Raw genomic sequence first — 22,937 nt, 5'->3', positions numbered from 1 at the left:
TTACAAGAGGCCATTATGATCATTACCACCACACAATCTGTCGAAGGTAAACGCATTGTCGACTACAAAGGGGTTATTGCCGGAGAAGCTATCTTAGGGGTGAACGTATTCAAGGATATGTTTTCTGGTATTCGTGATTTTGTTGGTGGACGTTCTGCCACCTACGAAAAGGAACTCGAGAAAGCACGCAACTATGCATTCAAAGAGTTAGAACAGAAAGCCATTGAAGCCGGAGCAAACGCCGTCGTGGGTGTTGATATCGATTACGAAGTACTTGGCACAGGTAACGGCATGCTAATGGTGTCTGCCAGTGGCACAGCGGTAGTTGTTGCTTAACTAGTTGCAGGTTGATTCTGAGCCCAGCTAACCACCAAACCTCGCCACTCGGCAATTCTATCTAACAGATAACTGAGTCATTCGCTCAGTTGTGTGATTCCCTATAAAAAACGCCCCTTAGCTAAACCGTTAGCTAAGGGGCGTTGTTTAATGCATTGCCAAGTTAAGTTTGAATATCTTTAACTTGCGCGTTCTGCGGGCTCAGAGATCATGGCATCAAAAGAGGCGATTCGAGCTAAAAACTCTTTTCTGTCTTTAGGCATAATCGAGCTCGCCATCGGTAGGTTAGCCTTCATCGCATCAACAGCTCGACCACGAACCAACACCTCAAAGTGCAAGTGAGGGCCAGTAATGCGGCCAGTCGCACCCGATAGCGCAATTTTCTGGCCTCGCTTAACTTGTTGCCCTTTCTTAACTAAGAACCGGCTCAAGTGAAGATAACGCGTCGTGTATACACTGTTGTGTTCGATCACCAAGTACTTGCCGGCATACGGGTGGTCACGAAGCGCAACAACACGGCCATCACCTGTTGAGTAAACCGGTGAGCCCACTGGCGTCGCAAAATCAGTACCATTGTGCGGTGAGATTCGCCCTGTTACTGGATGTCTTCGTGTCGGATTAAACGATGAGGTAATTCGTCGGAATTTTCTGTCGACAGGGTATCTATCAAAGGCTTGCTCTAGACTATTGCCCTCTCTGTCATAGAAAAGACCATCTGGTGCGAGAAAAGCTGCCACTTCGCGGTTTCGTAACTGAATTGAGATACCTTGAACTTCTGTTTTGCCTGTTAGGTGATCATCTGTGTATTGCTCTTTGACCAATACATTAAAGCTGTCACCCGCTCTCAGCTCACGAGCGAAGTTAACTTTATCTTTCAACGTGCGAGTAATATTCGCTATCTGAGCGGTAGTTAACCCAGCTCTGTATGCAGACGTTGAAAAACTCCCTTGGACACTACCCGCATAGAGTTTTTCTTTCCATTCACCTGGGATCTCGTGGAATTTATAGGTGAAACTACCATCATCGTTTCGAGTAAAGGTCGCTTGCTCAACCAGACTCTCGTGATAGATCAACTCCACAAGCTTTTTAGAGTCGCCATCCAAAAGCAGTTCTAAATGATCACCTGGCTTAATTGTATCGAGTTTCAAAGACTCAAGATCCGCTTCCATGATCTTATGAACGGTTTCATAAGGCAGATTCCAAGACGAAAAGATGTTGCTGAGGGTATCCCCTACCTTCACAAAGTAGTGAATTTTGACTAATGAGTTAGTCTGATTTTGTACCTGCGCCTGTTCTTCACCGTCCGTGTGTAATTCTTGATAAGGCGTTATTTTTATTGAAATTTCTTTTTCTGGTTCGGAATGAAAGGAAAGGAAAGTAGCGAGTGAAAATGCACTGATTGCAATAATAATCAGGCTAATACGGAGGTACTTCATAAAATACTTAACGGTTAAAACAAGGAACTTAGAAAGTGTTATAACATAACAAATCATGCAAAAGCACTAATGAAATGTAAGAAACCGTTCCGTATAAAGCATAAAAGTATGATGGGACGCGACCCCACCATACAATCAAATCCTTATTCTTCGCGAAGCGCTTCAAAACGTTCTAAGCCTCGAAGCATTTCGAAGTCTGGCTCTTCAGCCAACAGCTCTCGCATTGAGCCACTGGCTTCGACGGAGCGTTCTAAATCATCAATCGCTTGCCCTTCTGCTCCCAACCTAGCATAAGCACACGCTCGTTGATATAAAGCATGAGCGTTCTGGTCATCCACCTCTAACACACGATTACATAAGCTCATCGCCCAATGGTATTCCTGAATCTCCATCGCTGCGTCTGCTTTGTATGTCAATGCTTCCAAGTCCCCAGGACGAACCTTCAAAATCTCATCATAGATTTCAATTTTCTGTTCCGCGGTTTGAGCATTCTGCGCCCTCAACCATAGATTGTGGATCTCATTGATGATTTCGATTTCTCGGTTGTTCTCTGAAATGATTCTTGTTTTACGCTTCAAGTCTCTCTCAAGCACGTTGAACTTTTTCTCATACTCTTGAGCGATAGTATTGAGTCGTTGATCTGCCATCTCTTTGGTGGTGTGTTTTAGCTCTTTGAGCGACTGCCAACCCACTAAGGCGATTAAAGACGCCACGCCTGCAATAATGTAGAAGAAATAGGTAACGGTGACATTGGCATAATTGAGTGACTTATCCGCTACAGCCAGCTCACGATCCGTCATCTGAATGGTGAGACGCCTTTCAAGATCCTGCTGCTCGATTCTCAGTTGTTTTAACTCATCAAGGATATAGCGTTCCATCAATGGTCTATCCAAATACTCTTTCTCAGAGTACTTAACTTCTTCGCTTGCAAAACTCATTGTGCTGAACACTGAGATAACTGCAATCAATAAGATTCGAAGCATTATACATTCCTTATATATTTATCTTTAACCTAACTGTATCTCGTAATAGGCATACAAGCTAGGAAGTGGGCAAGTTTGCCTTATCCATATTGGAATTAACACTCTAAAACATCATTGATAATTATAAAACACCTGAAGCAACATCATTAATTTCTAAATTATAAAAATACCAAGTAATACTGTTCTATATAATTAATTCGCGATGCGAATATAGAGTCATTTGATTTATTGCATCGAGATGAAACTTATATTAATAACGATCAGAGCGAGGTTAATTTGAATAATCCAAGATACGATTTAGTAAGCCGTGTACTGCACTGGGTAATGGCTTCAGTAATCATTTATGCCACAATCGCTGGTTATGTGATGCACTATGTTACCAGTCATCCAGAGCTGTTTTCATTCTTATCAGTGCTTAACATGTCATTGGCGACCGTTGCGACACCATTGCTCGTGGTTCGTTATATCTGGAGTCACTTTCGCTCTTCTCCAACCATGCCAACATCAATACCAGAGAGGCAAAAGTGTGTGGCTAAGCTTGCTCACTCTTTAATGTACCTCGCCATGTTTATGGTGTTCAGTACAGGCTATTTGATGCTGGAACAACCTTACTCATTATTCTGGTTAACCACTGTCGAAAACCTAATTACCAATCCAGCAATCAACAGCTTCTTCTTTTATTTACATCGTGCCAGTTGTATTGCCCTAGCTTGTTTAATTGTTTTACACATCAGTGCAGCACTTAAACACCACTTCGTCTCTAAGAACTATGTATTAAAAATGATGATTTAAATAATACTGTGAGACTTTGGGCTTAAATCGCGGCTAACAAAAAAGCCATAGCACTTCTGCTATGGCTTTCTTTTTCGGCGTGATTATTTGGATTGGTTATCCAGCATCACTTGCCAGTATTCACATTTAGCAAGAAACTCTTTTAGGTAGAGTTCTGGGTTAGCTAGCTTTTCGCCACCCTTAACATCCGCACCAGTCACTCGCCAAAAACTGCGAGTCACTAAGTTTCTATGATAAATAAAATCGTTAAGTTCGTTTTTTTTCAGCGGTAGTTGTTCACCGAACGCCTGCTCATACAAGCTGAGTGTAGCCTCTTGGTGACTCGCCTTCTCTCTCAAAAAAGTCTCTGAGTCTAAACCTAGCTCTTTCTGAGCATCTTTTGACAAGGTTTTTGCTAATTTAGAGATCACATTAAACAGCGCCAACTCTACTTTTTGGGACGCTAGTAACGATGCACCCAAAAGTGCATGTTCATTGGAGATCTGTTGCTCTGTTGCTGAAACGGTAGCTGTTGTCACTGTGTTAACCTCAAATTGTCATAACGGATATTATTGAGCGTTTCTGATTACGCAGTTTTGCTAAGCTGAGCTCGTTCAGCGTCAACGATGATAAAGCCAGCTGCATCTTCACTTTTCTCTACTTGCACTAGACCTTTGAAGCCAATTTGCGACAGTTTCTTCGCAAGATGCTCAGGTGCGGTTTCAAAAACCACCGACATGAAAGGTAAATGCTCTGCGGAAACAAAGCCATGTTCGTTAAACAGGTCCATTGCGTGAGATAAATGGTCTGAGTCGGTTAATTCAATGATTTCTACAACTTCTTCCAACAACATTTTCGATTCCATATTCGCCAGAAAGTGACTGACACAAGCACGTAAGTTTGCTCGCATACATCCCGATGCCTTAAGACACCCCCTTAAGTAGTAGGGAGATGATAACATATTAATGATCGTAAAATATGTATATTTTCAGCGACTCATTTACCGAAAATCACAACTAACTCCCCTACACTCCTTACGCTACTCAGGTAGTTAACTAGAATTTATACCCTGTAGTCCTCAAGATTAATCCGGTTTTGATACTTTCTTCTGCAACGTAATCTAGAACGATAAGGGGACTGTACCTTGACTACTTTTACCAAATCCGTGCTTGCAATGGGCGCCTTGAGCTTGGCTCAGAGTGTAGCGGCGGCAGAACAGCCAAACATTCTTGCAATCTGGGCTGATGATTTAGGCTACTACAACACCAGCGCATACAACCGCGGCATGATGGGATACGAAACACCAAACATCGATCGTATTGCCCACGATGGCGCTATTTTCACAGACATGTACGCTCAACAGTCTTGTACTGCCGGCCGTGCTGCTTTCATCACGGGTCAACACCCTTTCCGTACGGGCCTTCTAACCATTGGTATGCCTGGCTCTGACCACGGTATTCCAGATTGGGCTCCCACTATCGGCGATGCGCTGAAACAAGAAGGCTACGCAACGGCACAATTTGGTAAAAGCCACCTAGGCGATCAAGACAAACACCTTCCAACTAACCATGGTTTTGATGAGTTCTTCGGTAACCTTTACCACTTAAATGCTGAAGAAGAACCTGAAACGTACTTCTACCCTAAAGACCCTGAATTTAGAAAACAGTACGGTCCTCATGGTGTTCTAAAAGCGACAGCTGATGGCAAGATTGAGGACACAGGTCCACTGACTCGTGCTCGTATGGAAACCATCGATGAAGACTTTACTGAAGCGACGATTACTTTCATGGAGAAAGCCGTTAAAGCCGATAAGCCGTTCTTCGTTTGGTACAACTCAACTCGTATGCACGTATGGACTCGCCTCAACGAACATTACGATGGCATTACAGGTCAAGGTATCTATGCCGATGGTATGCGCCAGCTAGATGACAATGTCGGTGCATTGCTTGATACGCTCGAACGTTTAGATGTAGCGGACAATACAATCGTAATTCTGTCTACCGATAACGGTGCAGAGAAGTTTACTTGGCCAGATGGCGGTACCTCTCCATTCCACGGTGAAAAAGGCACAACTTACGAAGGTGGTATGCGTGTACCACAAATCGTGAAGTGGCCAGGTGTTATAGAGCCAGGGTCTGCAATCAATGCTCTGATGTCTCAAGAAGACTGGCTACCGACACTGGCAGCTGCTGCGGGTAACGACAACATCATCGAAGAACTAAAAGAAGGCGTAACACTGAACGACAAAGAGTGGCGTGTTCATTTAGATGGCTCAAACTTTAAGCCTTACTTTGAAGGGAAAGAAGACAAAGGGCCTCGTGAGACCATTCTTTACTTCTCGGCAAATGGTGAGTTGAACGCACTACGTTGGAAGGATTGGAAAGCAAGCTTTGCGATGATGGAAGGTGACATGCAATCGGCTGTACGTCAGGCTCCAGCTTGGCCATCAATCACCAACCTACGTATGGACCCGTTTGAAACTGCGGCGAAAGAATCAGGTATGTACACCCGCTGGATGATCGACAATATGTGGCTGGTCGTTCCGATGTCTCAAGAAGTGGCGAAGTTCATGGGCTCTCTAGACGACTACCCAATGCAAGCTGGACAAGGCTTTAGTGCTGCTAACATCAACTACAATACGCTTAAACTTCAAAAGCTTGTGCAGAAAATGCAGCAGCAAGGCGCGAACTAATCTCAAATCGCACCTTAGCAAACAATGACTTGGTTAGTACCGATTAATTAAAGCCCCACTGAGGCTTTTTTTGTGAGGCATCGATAATCTTTTTTCTAAACCATGAGTGTGCCATATCTGAATTACGACTCTTATGCCACACCAAGTACCCCACCCCGAAGTTTGATTCAAAGGGTAATGGCGACAATTGGAACTCTTCCAGCAAGCCAAACTTGTCCAAAATGGATTCCTGTGTAATACAGATCAAATCCGTCCCCTTAACTATGTCTAGCATTTCAAATGGAGCTGGTGCTTTACGAGCGACCTTTCTTTTCTGTGCGTATCGACAGCTCTTAGTCAATGGTGAGTCTTCGGTATCCCACATGCTATGAAGTACATGTTTCTCTTCCAAATACTGTTTGAGCGTAATCTTGTCTCCCAACCTTGGGTGATTTTTATCATACGCCACCACCATACGCTGGCTTGCAAGTGGTACACATTCCAGAGCTGGATCGTCGATAGGAAGATGAGCGATACACAAATCGTATCGATGCTGAAGTAAATCAAGAGCAATATCACCGGTATAGAGAGGATCGATATTAATACCGACATCGGGCGTTTCAGTATAAAGCCTATCTGATACAAGCGACATTAAAGGAGCGATCAATTTTGCTCGGATCGAATTTACGCTTATTTGGAAACGTTGATTCAAACGCATCATAGGCCTGTTTTATTTGCGGGTAGATGTCGTAGCAAAAACGACTCGGTCTGTAACCGTCTTTTGTCTTTACAAACAACGGATCGTCATAGGTCTCTTTTAGTCGGCTTAAAGCCTTACTAACAGCAGGTTGAGAGACGCCAAAGCGCTTGGCGGTGTTGGAGATAGAAAGATCTTCCATCATCACAACAAAATAGGGGATCAAGCTAAAATCGGTATTTTCCATGCTCTACTCGAACTAAAGAGTGATGTTATTCCTCACATCTCGATAGTCCTTTACTGAGAATGAAAGCGTATCCTAATATTATCGTTTGTTACCTATACAGAATCTATATCACTCACATCAACCTTTGGTGTGAGGCGAGTTATATCGGCTATAAACAAAAGTTATGCTCAACTCAAAACAATAAGCCCCAGTGCGATGACTGGGGCTTATTGGAACGCTGGCAACAAATAAATCGATTGTATTCGAGCCTAGGCTTCAGCTGCCTTTGGCTCATTGGTTTCCACTATCGACTCTTTCAATAAGCCGGCGTAAATACCGTTGTGCGCCACTAACTGCTGGTGATTACCCTTTTCAACGATCTCACCTTTTTCCAACACGAGTATGGTGTCTGAGTGACGTACCGTGCTCAGGCGGTGAGCAATTGCAATCACGGTTTTCTCTTTAAACAGACGCTGCATCGCTTTTTGAATGAGATCCTCAGTAATCGAATCTACCGAGCTGGTTGCCTCATCCAACATCATAAGTTGTCCACCTTGAGCAACCGCTCTTGCAAACGAAATCAGCTGCGTCTGCCCTACCGATAGGTTCGCTCCACTCTTATCTAGTTGGAAGTCATACCCTTGAGGCAGCTGTTCAATAAACTTATCGGCATAAACATAACGCGCCGCCTGCTCAATCTCGGCAATTGATAGATGCTCTTTACCTAGTGCTATATTGAACGCAATCGTCTCTTCAAATAAATGCACATCTTGCATCATCATCGAGGACAGGTGTGCCGAGTCTTCACTAGAAATTTGAGAAAGCTCAATGCCGTTTAGCAATATGCTGCCTTCGTAATCTTGGTAAGTTTTAGAAATCAAACGCAGTATCGTTGACTTGCCAGACCCTGTAGAGCCCACCAGTGCAATTTGGTGTCCTTTTTCCAAGACAAAAGAGACGTTCTTGAGCACATAGGGAGAATCATCTTTATAACGAAAACTAACGTTCTTAAACTCAAGGCTTTCAAACTGCTTTAATTGTTCAGAAACCTTCTCTGATGGCAGTAAGTTACGCCCTTCTTCTTCGGTCGGTTCAACAAACAACTCTTCGATATGATCGAATGCTGCAAATGAGCTCTGAATAGAAGCAATTTGCGAAGTAAAGTCGCGGATCGGCACAAACACTTTTTCTAAGGTATTAATGAAGGCAATTAACACACCTAAAGTCAGGGCACCCTCAATCACTTGTTCTGAGCCATACCAAATCATTACCGCAATGGTGATGGACGTGATACCAGAAATGAACGAGAACAAAATCGCATCGTATTTATTGATCTTTTTCTGCGCTCTAAGAAACTCGTCAGTATATCCCTGGTAACGTTGTTCTACTTGCTCTTCTGCTCGGTACATCTGAACGGTTTTCATGCCAAACAAAACTTCTTGCAAGAAGCCAATGCCTTGAGCCAAGGACAAGCGAGTAATCTTATATAGAGCACGAAGTCGATTTCGAACGTGCACAGTCAGATACATCACCGGTGGCATGATGATCAATACAATCAGTGTCAGCTTCCAATCAATTAAGAACATCATGACCAGTAGCGCAATGGTGTTAATGCTGTCTTTTACCAAACCGACAACCGACTGGACAAAAGTCTCGCCGATGGTTTCTAAATCACTGGTTAGACGCGAGAGCGTGACGCCAATCGGAGTGTTATCAAAATAGCTGCGTGGTAATTTCAAAACACGAGAAAACAACACTGAACGCATGTCAGTGATCGTGTATTGACCCGTTTTGCGCAGATTATACGCGTAAGTGGTGTCCACGACATAACTGGCGATTAGCACGGCTACCAAGTAGAAAACGTACTCTAACAGCCCGTCCATATCCCCATGGCTCAGCTGAACGTCGATCACTTGGATGATCAACCAAGGGAACAATAAGCTCGTGATGACAGAAAGCGGAAGCATCGCTATGCCCAAAATCGCAGAGCCTTTGTATTTCTTGGCAAACTTAAAGAAATGCTTGAGATACTTGAGGTCAACACCTTTTAACATGCTGCTGCCTCCGTTTCATTTTGCTGTAGTAACCATGTCTCGTAGTAGTAATCGCAAGTTTTCAGTAAGGTTTTATGGTCTCCCTTAGCAATCACTTTTCCTTCATTCAACACGATAACTTCATCCATATATTCCAGTGCATTAACACGATGTGAGACGACAAGAACCGACTGGTTTTCCAATCGCTTAAATAGGCCTTCTAAGATTTTTCTCTCTGTCTCGTAGTCAACGGCAGACAGGACGTTATCCATAATGATGAGATCGGTTGGTTGTAGTAGAGCACGAGCAATGCTGAGGCGCTGTTTCTGCCCTCCTGACAGCATAATACCCTTCTCACCGACTAAGGTTTGGTCACCGTGCTCAAAGCGTGTCACATCACCGGCTAGTTGGCTAAGCTCTAACACTTCATCAACCTGGCTTTTTGCTAGCTCGGTATCGACGCTACCAAAACGAATATTCGCTTCAACAGTAGCTGAGAACAGATATGGATCTTGGGTAACGGTTTTGACGTAACGACGCAAATCACTACGCGAGAAGCTTGTGATATCTCTCTCGCCAAGCAGTACTGACCCTTGTGGAGTGTCTAAGTGATGGTTCAAACAGTTTACCAACGTCGTTTTGCCCGCACCGATTCCACCTAACACACCGACTTTCTTACCTGCCGGAATATCAAAGCTGATGTCATCGAGAATCAGACGTTCCTCACCCGGGTAGCTAAAGCTAAGGTTACGCACGGAGAACGTTTTACCTTTAAGAGATTCCACATCGAGCTCCGAAAGCTTCTGCTCATCAAGCTCTGGAATTTTGGCATTTAGAATCGTTTGTGCGCTTTGAATACCGACCATACCGCGCTGATAAATCGTCGCGATTCGTCCTAATTGCATCAGCGGCATGGCAAGCAAGACTGAATAAGTTAAGAATGCTGTGATCTCACCTAGAGTCAGTTCCTGTTTCATCAACATAAAGCCACCTAAACCTAGAATAATGATTTTCATCAGGTCATTGGCGTAATCGAGAACTGGCATAAAGAAGACTTGGATACGCGTGATTTTAAGGCGGCATTCAAGCAACAACTGATTCAGTTTCTCAGTTTCAGCTCTTACCCAAGGTGACATCTGCTGACTTTTAATCAGGTCAATCCCAGACAAATAGCTCATCAGCTGTGCAGACAAGTTTTGCAGTCGCTTCATATGCTCTAGATGGAGCGTTTTCATACGCTTAAAGCCAACTCGGAAAATCACGAAAGCGATTGAAATCGGAATGATCGAATACAGGGTTAGTTCTGGCGATATGCGCCACATGTATAGCGGCGTTAGCGATAGCGCGAGCAACGCATTAAAGAATTGCAGAAAACCAACACCAAACATCAAACGAATACCACTTAGGTCATTGTTGATGATTGAGATTAAACGTCCAGAAGCAAAGCGCTCGTGAAAGCTATTTGGCAAGCGGTTGAGCTTTTGTAGAAGCGTGGTTTTGAGTGAAGCTTCTGTGATTCGCCCAGGATTGAGCGCATAAATGCGAGACAGAATCCTAACGACGACCATTGCAACCGACATACCAACCACAATCCACACATAAGTCTGTAGCTGTTGATGACCACTTGAGGAGGCGTCATCAATTAAGTCTATTGCCAGTTGGATATAACGGGGAATTTCTACTTGTAACCAGTTAACGAGAAAAATGAACACAACCGCAAGTAAATAAGAGGTGCGATTCATGCGCAAGTAATGAGCAATAAACTGTCTTTTATTCATAGCATTCTTTATTGAGGGCAGGCATATAGCAGTTTGGTGATTTGGCTTAGAAAGCACTTCACGATATAGCAAAGATACATCAAAAAGACTTAGTTGACAATATCAACCATATTCAATAATTCGTCATCGCTATTCATTTTTCGTATTGTAGAAAAAACTTTGCCGCCAAATATGGCGGCAAAGGTATTAGAAGTAATAATTAAAAGCTAAGGCTCCAATCCAGTATTGACTTTAAAGAAGCACATCAACTTTATCATTTTCAATATTAAACGAGCTCTTCACTTCACTGCCCAATGCTGATGGGTACCAAACTTCTACCCAAACTTTATCAACATGGTTTGGCATTAGTAACGTCGTTGAAAAGTCAGTGTCTTCATTGATTGGCATTCTTAGCACCTGAGATGTGTAGTCGACTACTTCACCTTCAAACTCTGTGTATAAACTCATGAAGCCTCTGGAGCTTTGCGAACTCGCCACATCAACCGTTACTACCACTTCCCTCTCAGTTGAGAAATCAAAGCCTTCAGGTATGGATAGCTCGACCGATTTCAACACTTGTGCCGCAGGCGCGACACTAGACGTCACTGTGTTATTGCCAGCAGATGACGTGTTGCTTGATGAAGAGTCATCCGCTGGTGGTACAGAGCTTGGAGCTGATGTAGTAGAGCCACCACCACCGCCTCCGCCGCCACACGCTGCAAGGAAGACAAGAGTCACACTACTTAGCATTAGTTTTGATAATTTCATAAATCCTCCTTGATTAATCTTCGGTAGACCAAGTTTTGTCTGAGTTAGGGTTTAGATACCAAGTCGGTTTAGAAGAACCGCCAGAGGTCGCCCATTCTGCAAAGTCTGGGAACGCTTCACTGATATCAATGTACTCGGATGGATGATTCCAAGGAGATGAAATCAAAATACCCCAAGGCATGTTTTGCGTAGTTCTGTAGTATTTTCCACTACTTGGATCTGAATCATCTTGTGCCACACCGTAAAAGTCACTGACTAACGTACCACGTGACGTTGGTGGAAGATCTGCAGTGTGAATCTCAAGATCTTTACCCGGAGAGCCAGTAAAGCTAGAGCCATGGTAATACCCTTCACCCGGACCGAAGATGAATGGGTCGAAACCACTCAATGGCAGAAGTGAACTCACCGTTGGTTGATCGTCGTCGTTAAACGGTAGTGAGATGCTGAACGTCATTTGGTCAGACTCAAGAGACGGATTACAAGATGGGTTGGTACGGTGGAACATACACTCATCGTTGATCGGGATATCATTTTTTAAGTTCAACGAAGCGACAACAACAAGGTCACCTCCTGGCGATGCAACCGATTTATCTTCGCCCGTAAACGGTGAGATATTCACACGAGTTGCGCCGTTTTTCTGCACTCTGGCGGTCTGTAAGTCGACATCCGACTCATCAAAGCCACTCAATTTCCAACCTAAGCCATTACCGTAAGAGGCACCGTAGGCCATGATGCTACCGCTGATATCCATACGCAATACAGCATCGTCTTTACTCAGAATGGTGGTTCGGTAATAAACAACAACATCGTTTAAATCGAAGTCACCAACTTCAGGCCAGTTATCTTCGAACGCTGCAGTGTAGTAGTTAGAGTGTTGAATTGTGGTTCCCGGATCAGTCACGTTGAACACGTAATCCTCGACTTCCCCGTCACCAACGTAACCATCACTTGGAATGTTAGGGCTGCTCGCTAGACGGAAACGTGTTTGTACAGTCCCCACACTCGCATCATCAGCCACTCGAATTGGAACCACTTGGCCCCCTTCAACAACCGAATGGTTTTTCAAGATTTGTTCATCACCATCGAAAGTACCACTCAAGTCCCAGTCAGCCCAAGCTTGTAGGTAACCATTACCTACAACGTTAACGTTAATGAGACTATCCAACCCAATTTCTAAGTTAGTTAGTAGCGTAATACCGTCGTCATCATTCCCGTCAACATCCAAGTCATCACCGTTTGATAAGGCGCCCGGTTGTCCGTCAGAATCAGCATCGATATTAGCCCCGAGATAGAGCGTTGAAGAAACAGCATGCTCCGCACCGTTGCTTGCTTGTAATGTTCCATAGGTATCCGGCGCATCGCCGAAATCAGACTCATTGGAACTCTCTATCGGATTAGTAAAACCACTTAAATCCCAGTTACCATCAAACGCTGAAAAGATTGGATTAGGGAAACCACTACCACTGGTAGTAACAGTTTCAAACTGGAGGGTAACTATAGAGGTATTTTTGTAGGTAAATTTAACCGCACCTGACGTATCAGTTTCAGAATAATTAGTACCTGGTCCGGTGAAGAGAACTGAATTGCCATCAGCACTCTCTTCAGCAGTCAAACTGGCACTCGCGCTCCCTAGCTGATAGCTGTAAAAACCTTCGCTCTTAAATACACGAACTTGCTCTGACTGAACGGGCTCACCATCAATGTCATAACCGATCATTTCAAACTCAGGAATGGTGTAAGGGACCGAGAAAGTACCTGATAGACCATCTGTTCCGTCAAAGAACTCAAAAGTATAAATCAAACCTGCAGAACCGGCTGAGTTAGTTTGATAGAGGAAACCAATATCGCCTGACGGTTGCGTTGCGCCGACTTTATAATTAGGTGCATGAAACAAAAATGTCGCATCACCAAATACGCTACTGGATACCTTAGCATCAATGGTCTTTCCATTGTGTGTACCGACATTAAGGAAATGCATGGAGGCGCCGTCGTAGGTCGGCCCTGCCCAACTGCTACTGCCGTTTGTTGATTCTATGTGATTTGAAAAATCCAAGTCCACTATGGTTGCGTGGACCGGGACACTAACTATTGCTCCGATGAGATAAATAATTTGCTTGTATTTCATAGTTAACCTCGACTTCTTCTTCGCTTAGGCGATTTCCTTGAAAAGTACGTAAACTCTGAACGGCAAAGCTAAATAAATGTGTCCCTAAAATCTGATGCTACGAGACAAAGGATGTCTACTTTTTTATTTTGGCGCCGACAAAACGAGTTGCATAGATAATGAAGCAAGAGAAGAGCCAAGTTTTTGAATACTTAAAAAATAAACCTAAGACATTGAAAGTGGGTCTTTATTTTTCTACAGACTTATTAAGATCAAGAATAAATAAATACTTTATTCAAAATAGGAATCAATTTGACGAGGGAATGAATCAACTTGACAACTTGTCATTGAAAGGGGTGTGAGAAGTAGACTCCAAGCAAATAAACATGTCGCTCAAACAGCAGGGAGCTGCGTGAAGCTTAAGAAATAATGGCTGTTGGCTGTAAACCAAGCTGGATGACAGTGAGCACTAACAATGAACTGTTTAAATGCGAGGTGAGTTAAACAGTTCAAAGATCATTATCGGTTGCGCTTTAGTTACAGCTGAACACTTAATTCCGTGCAATGACTGCAATATAAGGTTTGGTGAGGCTACAGCATTTCTTTCGCGATCAAATGCAACAAAAACGTCTCGCGCTCAATGCTCATACCCTTTTTAGGGCTTTCGGCCATCGTCTTTTCATTATGAGCAATCGCTTCATGGATGTTCATCCACACAGGCTTCATTCCGTTTTTAACTTCGTAATCTTCGTAAGCTGTCTCACCAAGTTCACGATCGATCTTGCACGAATAGCAGTAGGAGATCATATGCATGATATCTGCATCATCTTTATACCAAGGACGAAACTCTTCAAAAATACCAAACGGCTTAATGCCATGAATGTTCTTTGCACCCGTCTCTTCTTCAAGCTCTCGGACCATGCCCGCAATCACGTCTTCGCCTTCATCAAGGCCACCACCAGGAATGGTGTAATCGTGATAACGCTCGGTATACAGCATCAGAATATCTTCACCATCTAAGACAATCGCTCTGGCGGCATTACGCTTGTAAACTGTTTTGTTATCTAGGTGGTCGATATCTGGGTGAATGGTGGTTTTTAGATGTCTCATGGCTCTAACTGCTCAACTGAATTTGGCGGCATCATATCATAATCAATCATAGATTCGAGGTTCATAGCGGTTCACATCAACACACCTTCTAACTTTGTACCCCATAGCCGGCAAGCAAGAAAACATCACATAGCCTCTGAAAAGCCTCCACTCAACAATTAATACCCTTCTATAACCCGGCCAGCTTAGCTTGATCTAGCCCTCAAAAAGCAGCTAAACATGGCGAAATATCAAACTATTTCAATATCTTGACCAAATTAGAACAACCTTTTCTGAAATCTAAAATATACTCATTTGATAGAGCTTCTAATTGGGTTCTGTAGAACTTGTTGTATTCAACTATAGAGTTATCGCGTAGGAGATAAACATGAAGAAAATTGGTTTGATGGCTGTATTTGTCGTTGTATTAGGTGGTTGTGCAAACGACTATGCTGAGTATAGCGAAGGCCAACGTGTTTCAGTCGCCAATCCAGCGGCCGTTTATTGTGTTCAACAGGATGGCGAATTAGACACGGTTACTGAAAACAATCAACGCACCACTTATTGTGTCTTTGATGACGGTGAACGTGTTGAGCAATGGGAGTATTACCGAAATAATAATGAACAAGAGTCAGAAGCTAAAAGTGAATAACGCTCCACTCTGATACCCACCAATCCCTCCCTCTTTTTTTTATATTCAATCAATTACGTAAACCGACTGCCAATTGGCAGCGGTTTACCGTATACACACACCAATTGCACACTGTTTTATTTCTGACATTTCTCTGACACTGCCGATATATAAGTAAATAAAATATCGACCTGTTACAAACATTTACAAGTTGAATTGAAATGAAAAATCATTCGAAAACGGAAAAGCAAATTCACATGTCTTATGAATCCACTGAGTTCAACGTTTCTCAATCAACCTCTCAAGTGATTTACAAGCGCTGTCAAACCGCTTTATTCGTTCTTGCGATTGGTATTATTGCTAACTCAGTGCTCAGAATTGATTTCGTATTATTGAACGGAAATGTTGGTGAGATCTCAGTTACAGAAATGTTACAGCAGCTGCTACTTATCGTTAGTTCAGGTTCTTTTGTTTACCTAGCGAGAAAGAGAAATGAAGTGAAAAACGCTGCGGTTCTCATTAGCGCTTTCTTCGCTGTATTGTTCATCCGTGAAATGGATTTTTGGTTTGATAAGATCGCACACGGCGCCTGGGTTTTTCCTGCTGCGCTAGTTGCTGGCAGCGCTATTTTTTATGCAGTAAAAAACGGTAAGCGTACTATCGATCAACTTGCCCTAATTTTGGCTTCTCCACACATGAACCTATTAGTGACAGGCGTAATGCTACTACTAGTATTCTCTCGCCTATTCGGTATGGGTAGCTTTTGGCACAATGTGATGGGCGATGATTACGTTCGCGCAGTTAAAAACATTGCAGAAGAAGGCACAGAACTACTTGCCTACTGCTTAATTGCGTTTGCTAGCCTAAAAACAGTTCTAGGCATCACCAGAAAAAAATAACGATTTATCGCCACCAGCGATGCGTATGATCCGATTCAGGATCTAACAATCGATTCAGAAAAGTTAGGGTGGTATCCAGTAACGCTAGGTACTCCCTGGCTTTTTTTATATCCGTACATACTGGAGTGCCTCGAATACAGCCTTCCAATACAGGCAGCAGACTTTCCACAATACTAAACTGAGGTGAACTTCCTACCGAGACTTTTGCTTTCGCCAAGGCCTCCAAAGAAAGCCTTTCTGGCTCCGCCCTCACCATCTTCAAATCTCGCTTAAACGCCCCTACACATACTCCTTCGAGATACACTCGGTACGTTGTAAGCGCGTCCATCAATAAAAACAGCTGACCTTGAGCCGTTTGGTGTGGATATGGAACTGCAACATGAGCATCCAACTTTCGGTCTATCTGCAGCTCAACACCAAGCGCTAAGCATTTCTCAACGAGAACTTTTAGTAGCCCTTTCTCGTCCATCAGTTGTTGAATTTCGAAGATGCGTTGCAAGTGATAGTCGTTCGACACAAACGTTACCTTTACACTTTGCCCGCGAGTAAACAGCCCGCTTTTTATCATCTCAGCAGCTAAATTTTGGATGTTTTCTACAGTATTGATGGAATGCTGCTCCAGTAAAATCGCCCCCAGACTAAACGGGACTTCACGAAGGCTTTCAAGCTGTCGAAAATATCGATGCATCGCATAGGCTTCCGAAATGCTCTGCCCTTTGGTTACCCCACCACAAAAAGCGACCGCTGTGGACGAGTGAGACTCTAGGTTCAAAGACCCCACTAGGTACTTCACCAAAGCATCAACTCGACTGATTCCTTCCTCAGTCAATTCATTCTCATTAAGCCGTTTACCCAGCACAATAAGGAGGTTATTAATGCTCATTTTATGTTCAAGTCTCGTTTTGGGGATTAGATGGAGTGAATTATGTATACAATACTTGTTAACAAAAGTATTTTGAAATTCTTATAAGTTACTCGCAATAATGCTCACTATTGCGGAGCGACATAACAAGTAACTCGAGAATCAAAGTGCAGCTTCAAAGCAAAATAGCACGCTCTTGGGTTTCTCACGACTACGTTGGTTAACGTTAGTTTTAAACAGAGAACGCTTTCACACAAATAAGTGAAACGAACAAAATACAAACTTTACACAGAGTTCGTCCATCGAACCGTCTTCACAGGAAGTTACTATGCTGTCTATTTTTGATATCTATAAAATCGGGGTTGGGCCTTCCAGCTCCCACACAAATGGACCAATGATCGCAGGGTTTAATTTTACCCAAAAGATTGAATCTGTACTTGACCAAGTTACCCGTATTCAAATCGACTTGTACGGCTCACTATCATTAACAGGTATCGGCCACCACACTGACCGTGCAACCCTGTTAGGTCTGCTTGGCAACCGTCCAGATACCATCAAAATAACCAGTGCTAACCTAGCAATGCGTAAAGCGATTGAAGACAAGTCTCTTGTGGTGAGCGGTCATCATGAGATTCACTTCGATGTTGAAAGCGACTTACTGTTCCACAAAACCAACCTGCCGCTTCATGAAAACGGTATGACGATCTCTGCGTTTGATACAAGCGGTAAACTTCTGGATATGGAGACCTACTACTCCATTGGTGGCGGTTTCATCGCAACGGCAGACGAGCTGCAAAACGGCAAACAAGAGTCTGAAACCCAAGTTGAGTTTCCTTTCTCATCGGCTGACCAACTCCTTGAACTGGCTGATAAAAACGGAATGAGCCTTGGAGGCTTAATCCTGCGCAACGAAGTATCCTTCCAAGATATGGAAGCCATTGACCAAAAAGCTGACCAGATTTGGAAAGTGATGTCACTGTGTATGCAGCGTGGCTTTGATACTGAAGGCATCCTAGATGGTGGGCTTGAAGTAACACGTCGAGCACCCGCTCTTTTGAAAAAGCTCGAAGCAAATGCCTCGATTGAGAACGATCCAATGGAGATCATGGATTGGATTAACCTATTTGCCTTTGCCGTGAGTGAAGAGAATGCTGCAGGTGGCCAAGTAGTGACATCACCAACCAATGGTGCCGCTGGCGTTATCCCTGCTGTTTTAATGTACTACCATCGCTTTATTAAAGAGCTTGATACCAAGCAGCTCAAAGATTTCTTAGCGGTATCTGGCGCCATCGGTATTCTATATAAAACCAATGCGTCGATTTCGGGTGCCGAGGTAGGTTGCCAAGGCGAAGTCGGTGTATCTTCTTCAATGGCCGCTGCAGGCTTAACGGCCCTTCGTGGTGGTAGTAACGAGCAAATCTGTATCGCTGCTGAGATCGCGATGGAGCACTCACTGGGTATGACCTGTGATCCAATTGGCGGCCTAGTTCAAGTACCATGTATAGAGCGTAATGCGATGGGCGCAATGAAGGCGATCAACGCATCACGTATGGCACTAAAACGTACGAGTAAATGTCTTATCTCGTTAGACAAAGTTATCGAGACCATGTACCAAACAGGTAAAGACATGAACAAAAAGTACCGCGAAACATCTTTAGGTGGGTTAGCGGTCATCCATATGGCACCGCCGTGTGAATAAATGAGATGCAGTAAAATGAAATGCATCAACAGTTGAAACGCACTCAAGCAAATTGTTGGAAAATAGCCTTCATTCAGACTGCATTATTGTAAACTTAGCTTTCAATATCAAAACAAAGCCAGCCGTCAAGCTGGCTTTTTTATTGGCTAGAACCCAGCTGCCAATTGCAAGTGATACGCACTTAAAAATATTTACCGAATGACTCCCTCTTACCTTCCCTTTAATTGTTCATTACTTAGCCAAAAATGAGCATAGCTAAATTTCACACACACATGCATCTACTAGCAAAATCTAATGTTGCAAATTTCATTCATGAGAAATATGAATGCACTCATAAGAAAAGATATATCGAGCAAAGTCCCGTTTGGGATGGATGTTTCAGTTTATGTATTACTATGGATGGTATTATAATTGGGCAATTACACTACATATTAATACTAATGTGAGAATAAAATAATGTGGAATAGATTAAACAAATCAATGATGTTCTGCCAAATGATGTTTGGACTATCGTTCTATGGCGTCATGGTGATCTTGACTCGTTTCTTCCTTGAGGACCTTAACTACAACGAAGCTGACACCATGATGGTAGTTGGCGCTTTCTCTGCAATCGGGCCACTGTTTGCTATCGCAGGTGGTTTCATCGCCGACAAATTCTTAGGTGCTTACCGCTCTTTGACCATCGCCTTCCTTGGGTTCGTGAGTGGTTATGTTTTACTGGTACTAGGCGCAGCAGCAACCAATGTTCCTATGGCGTTGTGTGGTATTGCGTTAGCAAGCTATGCACGTGGTTTGATGTCTCCTTCTTACCCAAGTCTCTACAAACGCACGTTCAAAACACAAGAAGATTTTGAAAACTGCTACCCTATCAACTACTCAGTAAACAATATTGGTGCACTGTTAGGTCAGTACTTATTCCCTATGCTAGTGCTTGTTGTTGGCTTCCACGGCGGCTTCCTTCTGTCTGCTGTTCTAGCAGGCGCAGCATTACTGATGATGTTGTTTGTACGTAAGGGCCTTGTTGAAGCAAGTGCTGAGATCGACCAGCAGCCAGTAAGCACTAAAAACTGGACAGCTTTCCTTGGCTTATCAGCAGCAATGATCGGCTTAGTATTTTTCATGTTCTCTAACATGGATATCGGCCAAAACATCGTTTACGCGATCGGTGCTGCAGCCATTATCTACTTTGTCTCTTTGATGGTGAAGTCGAAGAAATCAGACATGCTAAAAATGGGCACGATCTTAATCATCACATTCCTGACTACATGTTTCTTCGTGTACTACGGCCAAATGATGACATCGATGACAATGGTAGCGATCAACACCATGCGTGGTGACCTATTCGGCTTCATCCCTGTTGCTCCAGAAGCGTCAATGGCAATGAACCCACTATGGTGTATGGTCGCGGGTCCTATCATCGCTGGTATCTTCTCTGGCCTAGAAAAGAAAAACATCAACTTCTCTACAGCAACGAAAGTAGGTTTCTCTTTCATCCTGACGGCTATCGCTTTTGGTATCCTGACAATGGCAGTGACTACCGTTGGTGAAGACGTTCTGATTCGCCCTGAAGTATTCCTAGCAATCCACTTCTTCCTAGCATTCGGTGAAGTAATTGTGGGTTCTATGGTAGTGGCATTCATCCTGTCTGTGGCACCTAAGCACATCGAGAACTTTTCTGTAAGCTTATTCTCTGTAGCAATCGCACTATCAGGCATCGTTGGCGCGGTATTCTCAACGTCAATTGCACTAGAGAAAGGCCAAGAGATCACACAAGAGATCGTTCAAACGGTTTACGGCGACTACTTCCAAATGCTGACTGTTCTTGCGGTAGTAATGGTAGGTATCGCGATGGCTGCATCTTTCATTATTCGTAAGATGCTTGAAGCAGCCAAAGCCGCTGATGAAACCATTCAACTAGAAGAAGCAAACAGCTAATCACGCTGTTATTCAGCAAGCTACTCATTAAGCCCTTTAGTTTACTAAAGGGCTTTTTTGTTGATAAAAGTTAGCGATATAAGCAAACACTTTTACTTTAATCGTCCTTGTGTAAATTAAAGTAAATGATAATTATTAGTATTGAGTGTTTTCTGGTTCGAGATTATCATGTGGGCATCAAAATCTAAGAGAGCCTTATATGAGCAAGCCTAGTCCTATCACATTAACCGTTACTCAAACCTCAACCATTACTCCAAACATGCAGCGTATTACGTTTAGCGGTGAGGGATTAAGTAAGTACCCAGCTGAATGTGTAGGCGGCTACATCAAGCTTCTATTCTCGCCACTTGGCACCACCGACTTAAGTCAATTAGATGAAGGTGAGCGTCCAACCATGCGCACCTACACCATTCGCCACTACAATCCTGTAGAGAAGTTCATCGAGGTCGATTTCGTTCGCCATATCACTAAAGATCTACAATGTGGCTTTGCTGCGAGATGGGCAATGAGCGCACAAGTTGGCGATACTATTTCAGTAGCAGGTCCGGGGTTAATCCAGGGGTTAAATCTTGAGTCGGATTGGTTCTTCTTAGTGGCAGATATGACCTCACTCCCTGCGCTTTCAGCAAAAGTAAAAACACTTCCAGAAAACGCAAAAGGCCACGCTGTTATTCAGATCAACTCAGCAGCAGACAAGCAAGAACTTGAAGCCCCTGAAGGCATCAAAATCACTTGGTTAATTGAAGAGCAAACGTCTGAAACGCTGTCACAAGCGGTCCGCAACTTATCGTGGCTAGATGGTCAGGTTTCAGTATGGACAGCGTGTGAATTTGAAAGCATGCGTGAACTCAGACAGTACTTCAGAAACGAAAAAGAAGTCGCGAAAGAGAACATCTACATCAGCAGCTACTGGAAACGTGGCGTCAGTGAAGATGGGCATAAGGTTATCAAACAGCAAGATGCTCAAGCACTCGCGGACTAGGCCTATCACCAAATAGCTCGTCTCAAGACCAAATACGAAAACGCCCTTAACGATCACCCCATCGCTAAGGGCGTTTTTAATTTATAATGCCAGAGAGCATTCACTATCTCTCAAAGCAAGATAGCCTAGCAGGTGCCTTCTAAATCAGCGAAGTAACTAGACCGATGAGAATCAAAACAACGCCTATACCGCGAGTCATGTGCCACTTTTCCTTTAAAAAATAGATCCCCATCACGACGCCGAAGATGATACTCACTTGTCTAAGAGCAACGACCAAGCTGACGTTCTCTGTCATGGTCATTGCAAACAAAACTAAACCATAAGTCGACGCCATCATAATGCCTGCCACAGTGGCTTTCTTGCGTAGTACCCAAGCATTCGTAAACTCGACACTTTGGTTAGTTACCAGTAACCAAATGCTCAACGGAATCACTATTGCCCAAAACTGGATGCCTAAATAGAAAATCGCCGTGTGTTTGTTGGTAATAACCGTTGTGCTTAAAGGCTCCAATAACAGAAGCGCCTCTTTATCGATGATCGAGTAGCCCGTGGTACCGATAGCAGCGATAAGCGCCCAAAGCACGCCAAGGTTCAGATAGGCTTTGAGCCTTAGTTCAGAGAATTGTTTAAGTGGGACAAACAAACAACCCAACGTAATCAAGGCAAATCCAACCCATTGATTAACAGTAAGATCATAACCAATCAATACGGTGCCCAAGCCAACCATTAAGACAGGCAATGCTCGAGCCATTGGATAAATAACACCAATATCTGCTTGTTTATAAGCAGCACCTAAACCAATTAGATAAATGATTTGGCAGATCCCACTGAGTAAAACCAATTGCCAAAATGGAAGTGAGATATTTGAAAACCCAACATTATCGACATACCAGATAAGATAAGGAGTCAATATCGCTGCAGCCGCAAACCCAGAGGCCAGGAAAAACGATGAACCAGATCCTTGGTTAGACTTACCGAGAACATTCCAACCCGCATGTAGTAAAGCGGAGATAATGACGATAACAATGGCAGAGAATTCCATTTCTTTCCTAATTAAA

At 43.5% G+C, this 22,937-nt stretch carries 21 protein-coding genes; 8 read left to right on the top strand and 13 right to left on the bottom strand.

Annotation, left to right across the window (positions count from 1 at the left end):
- Nucleotides 1–15 precede the first annotated feature (15 nt).
- The gene (locus tag BTO10_RS00735) at nt 16–336 is read left to right on the top strand and encodes a heavy metal-binding domain-containing protein (protein ID WP_105023201.1); all 321 of its coding nucleotides are present in this window, start codon (nt 16–18) and stop codon (nt 334–336) included.
- Nucleotides 337–515: 179 nt separating this feature from the next.
- Here BTO10_RS00735 and BTO10_RS00730 read toward each other — a convergent pair whose 3' ends face one another.
- Together BTO10_RS00730 and BTO10_RS00725 are read right to left on the bottom strand one after the other, a co-directional pair.
- Nucleotides 516–1,772 carry a peptidoglycan DD-metalloendopeptidase family protein gene (locus BTO10_RS00730; RefSeq protein ID WP_105023200.1) on the bottom strand — a complete coding sequence of 419 codons (1,257 nt, stop codon included), beginning with the start codon at nt 1,770–1,772 and terminating at the stop codon, nt 516–518.
- 143 nt (nt 1,773–1,915) lie between these two features.
- On the bottom strand, nt 1,916–2,755 hold the full coding sequence (locus tag BTO10_RS00725) for a tetratricopeptide repeat protein (RefSeq protein ID WP_004742431.1): 840 nt from the start codon (nt 2,753–2,755) through the stop codon (nt 1,916–1,918).
- 276 nt (nt 2,756–3,031) lie between these two features.
- On the opposite strand from BTO10_RS00725, the gene BTO10_RS00720 reads away from it, so the two are divergent.
- Nucleotides 3,032–3,547 (top strand): cytochrome b, encoded by a 516-nt coding sequence (locus tag BTO10_RS00720; RefSeq protein WP_105024221.1) that lies wholly within the window; start codon nt 3,032–3,034, stop codon nt 3,545–3,547.
- A gap of 83 nt (nt 3,548–3,630) precedes the next feature.
- Here the strand turns inward: BTO10_RS00720 and BTO10_RS00715 are convergent, their stop codons facing one another.
- Nucleotides 3,631–4,065 (bottom strand): hypothetical protein, encoded by a 435-nt coding sequence (locus tag BTO10_RS00715; protein ID WP_105023199.1) that lies wholly within the window; start codon nt 4,063–4,065, stop codon nt 3,631–3,633.
- A 47-nt stretch (nt 4,066–4,112) separates the two neighbouring features.
- Nucleotides 4,113–4,379, bottom strand: a complete 267-nt coding sequence (locus tag BTO10_RS00710; protein ID WP_105023198.1) for a hypothetical protein — start codon at nt 4,377–4,379, stop codon at nt 4,113–4,115.
- A gap of 321 nt (nt 4,380–4,700) precedes the next feature.
- Between BTO10_RS00710 and BTO10_RS00705 the strand changes: the two genes are divergently transcribed.
- Nucleotides 4,701–6,218 carry an arylsulfatase gene (locus BTO10_RS00705; RefSeq protein WP_105024220.1) on the top strand — a complete coding sequence of 506 codons (1,518 nt, stop codon included), beginning with the start codon at nt 4,701–4,703 and terminating at the stop codon, nt 6,216–6,218.
- A 43-nt stretch (nt 6,219–6,261) separates the two neighbouring features.
- Here the strand turns inward: BTO10_RS00705 and BTO10_RS00700 are convergent, their stop codons facing one another.
- The 7 genes from BTO10_RS00700 to BTO10_RS00670 all read right to left on the bottom strand — a co-directional run bounded on the left by BTO10_RS00700 (nt 6,262) and on the right by BTO10_RS00670 (nt 14,892).
- Nucleotides 6,262–6,849: a LysR substrate-binding domain-containing protein gene (locus BTO10_RS00700; protein ID WP_258096934.1), complete on the bottom strand. Its 588-nt coding sequence runs from the start codon at nt 6,847–6,849 to the stop codon at nt 6,262–6,264.
- Nucleotides 6,830–7,141: a LysR family transcriptional regulator gene (locus tag BTO10_RS23620; protein WP_258096933.1), complete on the bottom strand. Its 312-nt coding sequence runs from the start codon at nt 7,139–7,141 to the stop codon at nt 6,830–6,832. The genes BTO10_RS00700 and BTO10_RS23620 overlap by 20 nt, the downstream gene beginning before the upstream one ends.
- Nucleotides 7,142–7,389: 248 nt before the next feature.
- Nucleotides 7,390–9,174 carry an ABC transporter ATP-binding protein gene (locus BTO10_RS00695; RefSeq protein ID WP_105023197.1) on the bottom strand — a complete coding sequence of 595 codons (1,785 nt, stop codon included), beginning with the start codon at nt 9,172–9,174 and terminating at the stop codon, nt 7,390–7,392.
- Nucleotides 9,168–10,931, bottom strand: coding sequence for an ABC transporter ATP-binding protein (locus tag BTO10_RS00690; protein WP_105023196.1), 1,764 nt, complete (start codon nt 10,929–10,931; stop codon nt 9,168–9,170). Before BTO10_RS00690 ends, BTO10_RS00695 begins: the two co-directional genes overlap by 7 nt.
- A gap of 231 nt (nt 10,932–11,162) precedes the next feature.
- Entirely contained in the window at nt 11,163–11,678 is a 516-nt protein-coding gene (locus BTO10_RS00685) for a hypothetical protein (RefSeq protein WP_004742424.1), read from the bottom strand.
- A 13-nt stretch (nt 11,679–11,691) separates the two neighbouring features.
- On the bottom strand, nt 11,692–13,803 hold the full coding sequence (locus BTO10_RS00680) for an LruC domain-containing protein (RefSeq protein WP_105023195.1): 2,112 nt from the start codon (nt 13,801–13,803) through the stop codon (nt 11,692–11,694).
- Between the two features lie 570 nt (nt 13,804–14,373).
- Nucleotides 14,374–14,892, bottom strand: a complete 519-nt coding sequence (locus BTO10_RS00670) for an NUDIX hydrolase (RefSeq protein WP_004742421.1) — start codon at nt 14,890–14,892, stop codon at nt 14,374–14,376.
- A gap of 367 nt (nt 14,893–15,259) precedes the next feature.
- Here BTO10_RS00670 and BTO10_RS00665 point away from each other — a divergent pair, with 367 nt between their 5' ends.
- Both BTO10_RS00665 and BTO10_RS00660 read left to right on the top strand, forming a co-directional pair.
- On the top strand, nt 15,260–15,523 hold the full coding sequence (locus tag BTO10_RS00665) for a putative hemolysin (RefSeq protein WP_105023194.1): 264 nt from the start codon (nt 15,260–15,262) through the stop codon (nt 15,521–15,523).
- A 200-nt stretch (nt 15,524–15,723) separates the two neighbouring features.
- Nucleotides 15,724–16,401 carry a hypothetical protein gene (locus BTO10_RS00660; RefSeq protein ID WP_105023193.1) on the top strand — a complete coding sequence of 226 codons (678 nt, stop codon included), beginning with the start codon at nt 15,724–15,726 and terminating at the stop codon, nt 16,399–16,401.
- A gap of 4 nt (nt 16,402–16,405) precedes the next feature.
- Here BTO10_RS00660 and BTO10_RS00655 read toward each other — a convergent pair whose 3' ends face one another.
- The gene (locus BTO10_RS00655) at nt 16,406–17,284 is read right to left on the bottom strand and encodes a YdcF family protein (RefSeq protein WP_105023192.1); all 879 of its coding nucleotides are present in this window, start codon (nt 17,282–17,284) and stop codon (nt 16,406–16,408) included.
- A 307-nt stretch (nt 17,285–17,591) separates the two neighbouring features.
- On the opposite strand from BTO10_RS00655, the gene BTO10_RS00650 reads away from it, so the two are divergent.
- The 3 genes from BTO10_RS00650 to BTO10_RS00640 all read left to right on the top strand — a co-directional run bounded on the left by BTO10_RS00650 (nt 17,592) and on the right by BTO10_RS00640 (nt 21,879).
- Entirely contained in the window at nt 17,592–18,962 is a 1,371-nt protein-coding gene (locus BTO10_RS00650) for an L-serine ammonia-lyase (protein ID WP_105023191.1), read from the top strand.
- A gap of 456 nt (nt 18,963–19,418) precedes the next feature.
- Entirely contained in the window at nt 19,419–20,897 is a 1,479-nt protein-coding gene (locus BTO10_RS00645) for a peptide MFS transporter (RefSeq protein WP_105023190.1), read from the top strand.
- A 199-nt stretch (nt 20,898–21,096) separates the two neighbouring features.
- Entirely contained in the window at nt 21,097–21,879 is a 783-nt protein-coding gene (locus BTO10_RS00640) for a siderophore-interacting protein (RefSeq protein WP_105023189.1), read from the top strand.
- Between the two features lie 139 nt (nt 21,880–22,018).
- Here BTO10_RS00640 and BTO10_RS00635 read toward each other — a convergent pair whose 3' ends face one another.
- A complete protein-coding gene (locus tag BTO10_RS00635; protein WP_105023188.1) occupies nt 22,019–22,921 on the bottom strand; it encodes a multidrug transporter in 903 nt (300 codons plus the stop codon).
- Nucleotides 22,922–22,937 lie beyond the last annotated feature (16 nt).

Origin of the sequence: Vibrio chagasii (genome assembly GCF_002954585.1) — a bacterium.
GTDB lineage: Bacteria > Pseudomonadota > Gammaproteobacteria > Enterobacterales > Vibrionaceae > Vibrio > Vibrio chagasii_A.
The sequence above is the reverse complement of the archived record's forward strand: the minus strand, read 5'-3'. Positions and strand labels throughout refer to the sequence as shown.

Bases quoted from the DNA above. Each gene is read 5' to 3' on its own strand.
- BTO10_RS00665 (WP_105023194.1), top strand. From the start codon at position 15,260: ATGAAGAAAATTGGTTTGATGGCTGTATTTGTCGTTGTATTAGGTGGT.
- BTO10_RS00710 (WP_105023198.1), bottom strand. From the start codon at position 4,379: ATGTTGTTGGAAGAAGTTGTAGAAATCATTGAATTAACCGACTCAGAC.
- BTO10_RS00695 (WP_105023197.1), bottom strand. From the start codon at position 9,174: ATGTTAAAAGGTGTTGACCTCAAGTATCTCAAGCATTTCTTTAAGTTT.
- BTO10_RS23620 (WP_258096933.1), bottom strand. From the start codon at position 7,141: ATGGAAAATACCGATTTTAGCTTGATCCCCTATTTTGTTGTGATGATG.
- BTO10_RS00705 (WP_105024220.1), top strand. From the start codon at position 4,701: ATGGGCGCCTTGAGCTTGGCTCAGAGTGTAGCGGCGGCAGAACAGCCA.
- BTO10_RS00700 (WP_258096934.1), bottom strand. From the start codon at position 6,849: ATGTCGCTTGTATCAGATAGGCTTTATACTGAAACGCCCGATGTCGGT.
- BTO10_RS00690 (WP_105023196.1), bottom strand. From the start codon at position 10,931: ATGAATAAAAGACAGTTTATTGCTCATTACTTGCGCATGAATCGCACC.
- BTO10_RS00670 (WP_004742421.1), bottom strand. From the start codon at position 14,892: ATGAGACATCTAAAAACCACCATTCACCCAGATATCGACCACCTAGAT.
- BTO10_RS00660 (WP_105023193.1), top strand. From the start codon at position 15,724: ATGAAAAATCATTCGAAAACGGAAAAGCAAATTCACATGTCTTATGAA.
- BTO10_RS00655 (WP_105023192.1), bottom strand. From the start codon at position 17,284: ATGAGCATTAATAACCTCCTTATTGTGCTGGGTAAACGGCTTAATGAG.
- BTO10_RS00730 (WP_105023200.1), bottom strand. From the start codon at position 1,772: ATGAAGTACCTCCGTATTAGCCTGATTATTATTGCAATCAGTGCATTT.
- BTO10_RS00650 (WP_105023191.1), top strand. From the start codon at position 17,592: ATGCTGTCTATTTTTGATATCTATAAAATCGGGGTTGGGCCTTCCAGC.
- BTO10_RS00685 (WP_004742424.1), bottom strand. From the start codon at position 11,678: ATGAAATTATCAAAACTAATGCTAAGTAGTGTGACTCTTGTCTTCCTT.
- BTO10_RS00640 (WP_105023189.1), top strand. From the start codon at position 21,097: ATGAGCAAGCCTAGTCCTATCACATTAACCGTTACTCAAACCTCAACC.
- BTO10_RS00725 (WP_004742431.1), bottom strand. From the start codon at position 2,755: ATGCTTCGAATCTTATTGATTGCAGTTATCTCAGTGTTCAGCACAATG.
- BTO10_RS00645 (WP_105023190.1), top strand. From the start codon at position 19,419: ATGTGGAATAGATTAAACAAATCAATGATGTTCTGCCAAATGATGTTT.
- BTO10_RS00635 (WP_105023188.1), bottom strand. From the start codon at position 22,921: ATGGAATTCTCTGCCATTGTTATCGTCATTATCTCCGCTTTACTACAT.
- BTO10_RS00735 (WP_105023201.1), top strand. From the start codon at position 16: ATGATCATTACCACCACACAATCTGTCGAAGGTAAACGCATTGTCGAC.
- BTO10_RS00680 (WP_105023195.1), bottom strand. From the start codon at position 13,803: ATGAAATACAAGCAAATTATTTATCTCATCGGAGCAATAGTTAGTGTC.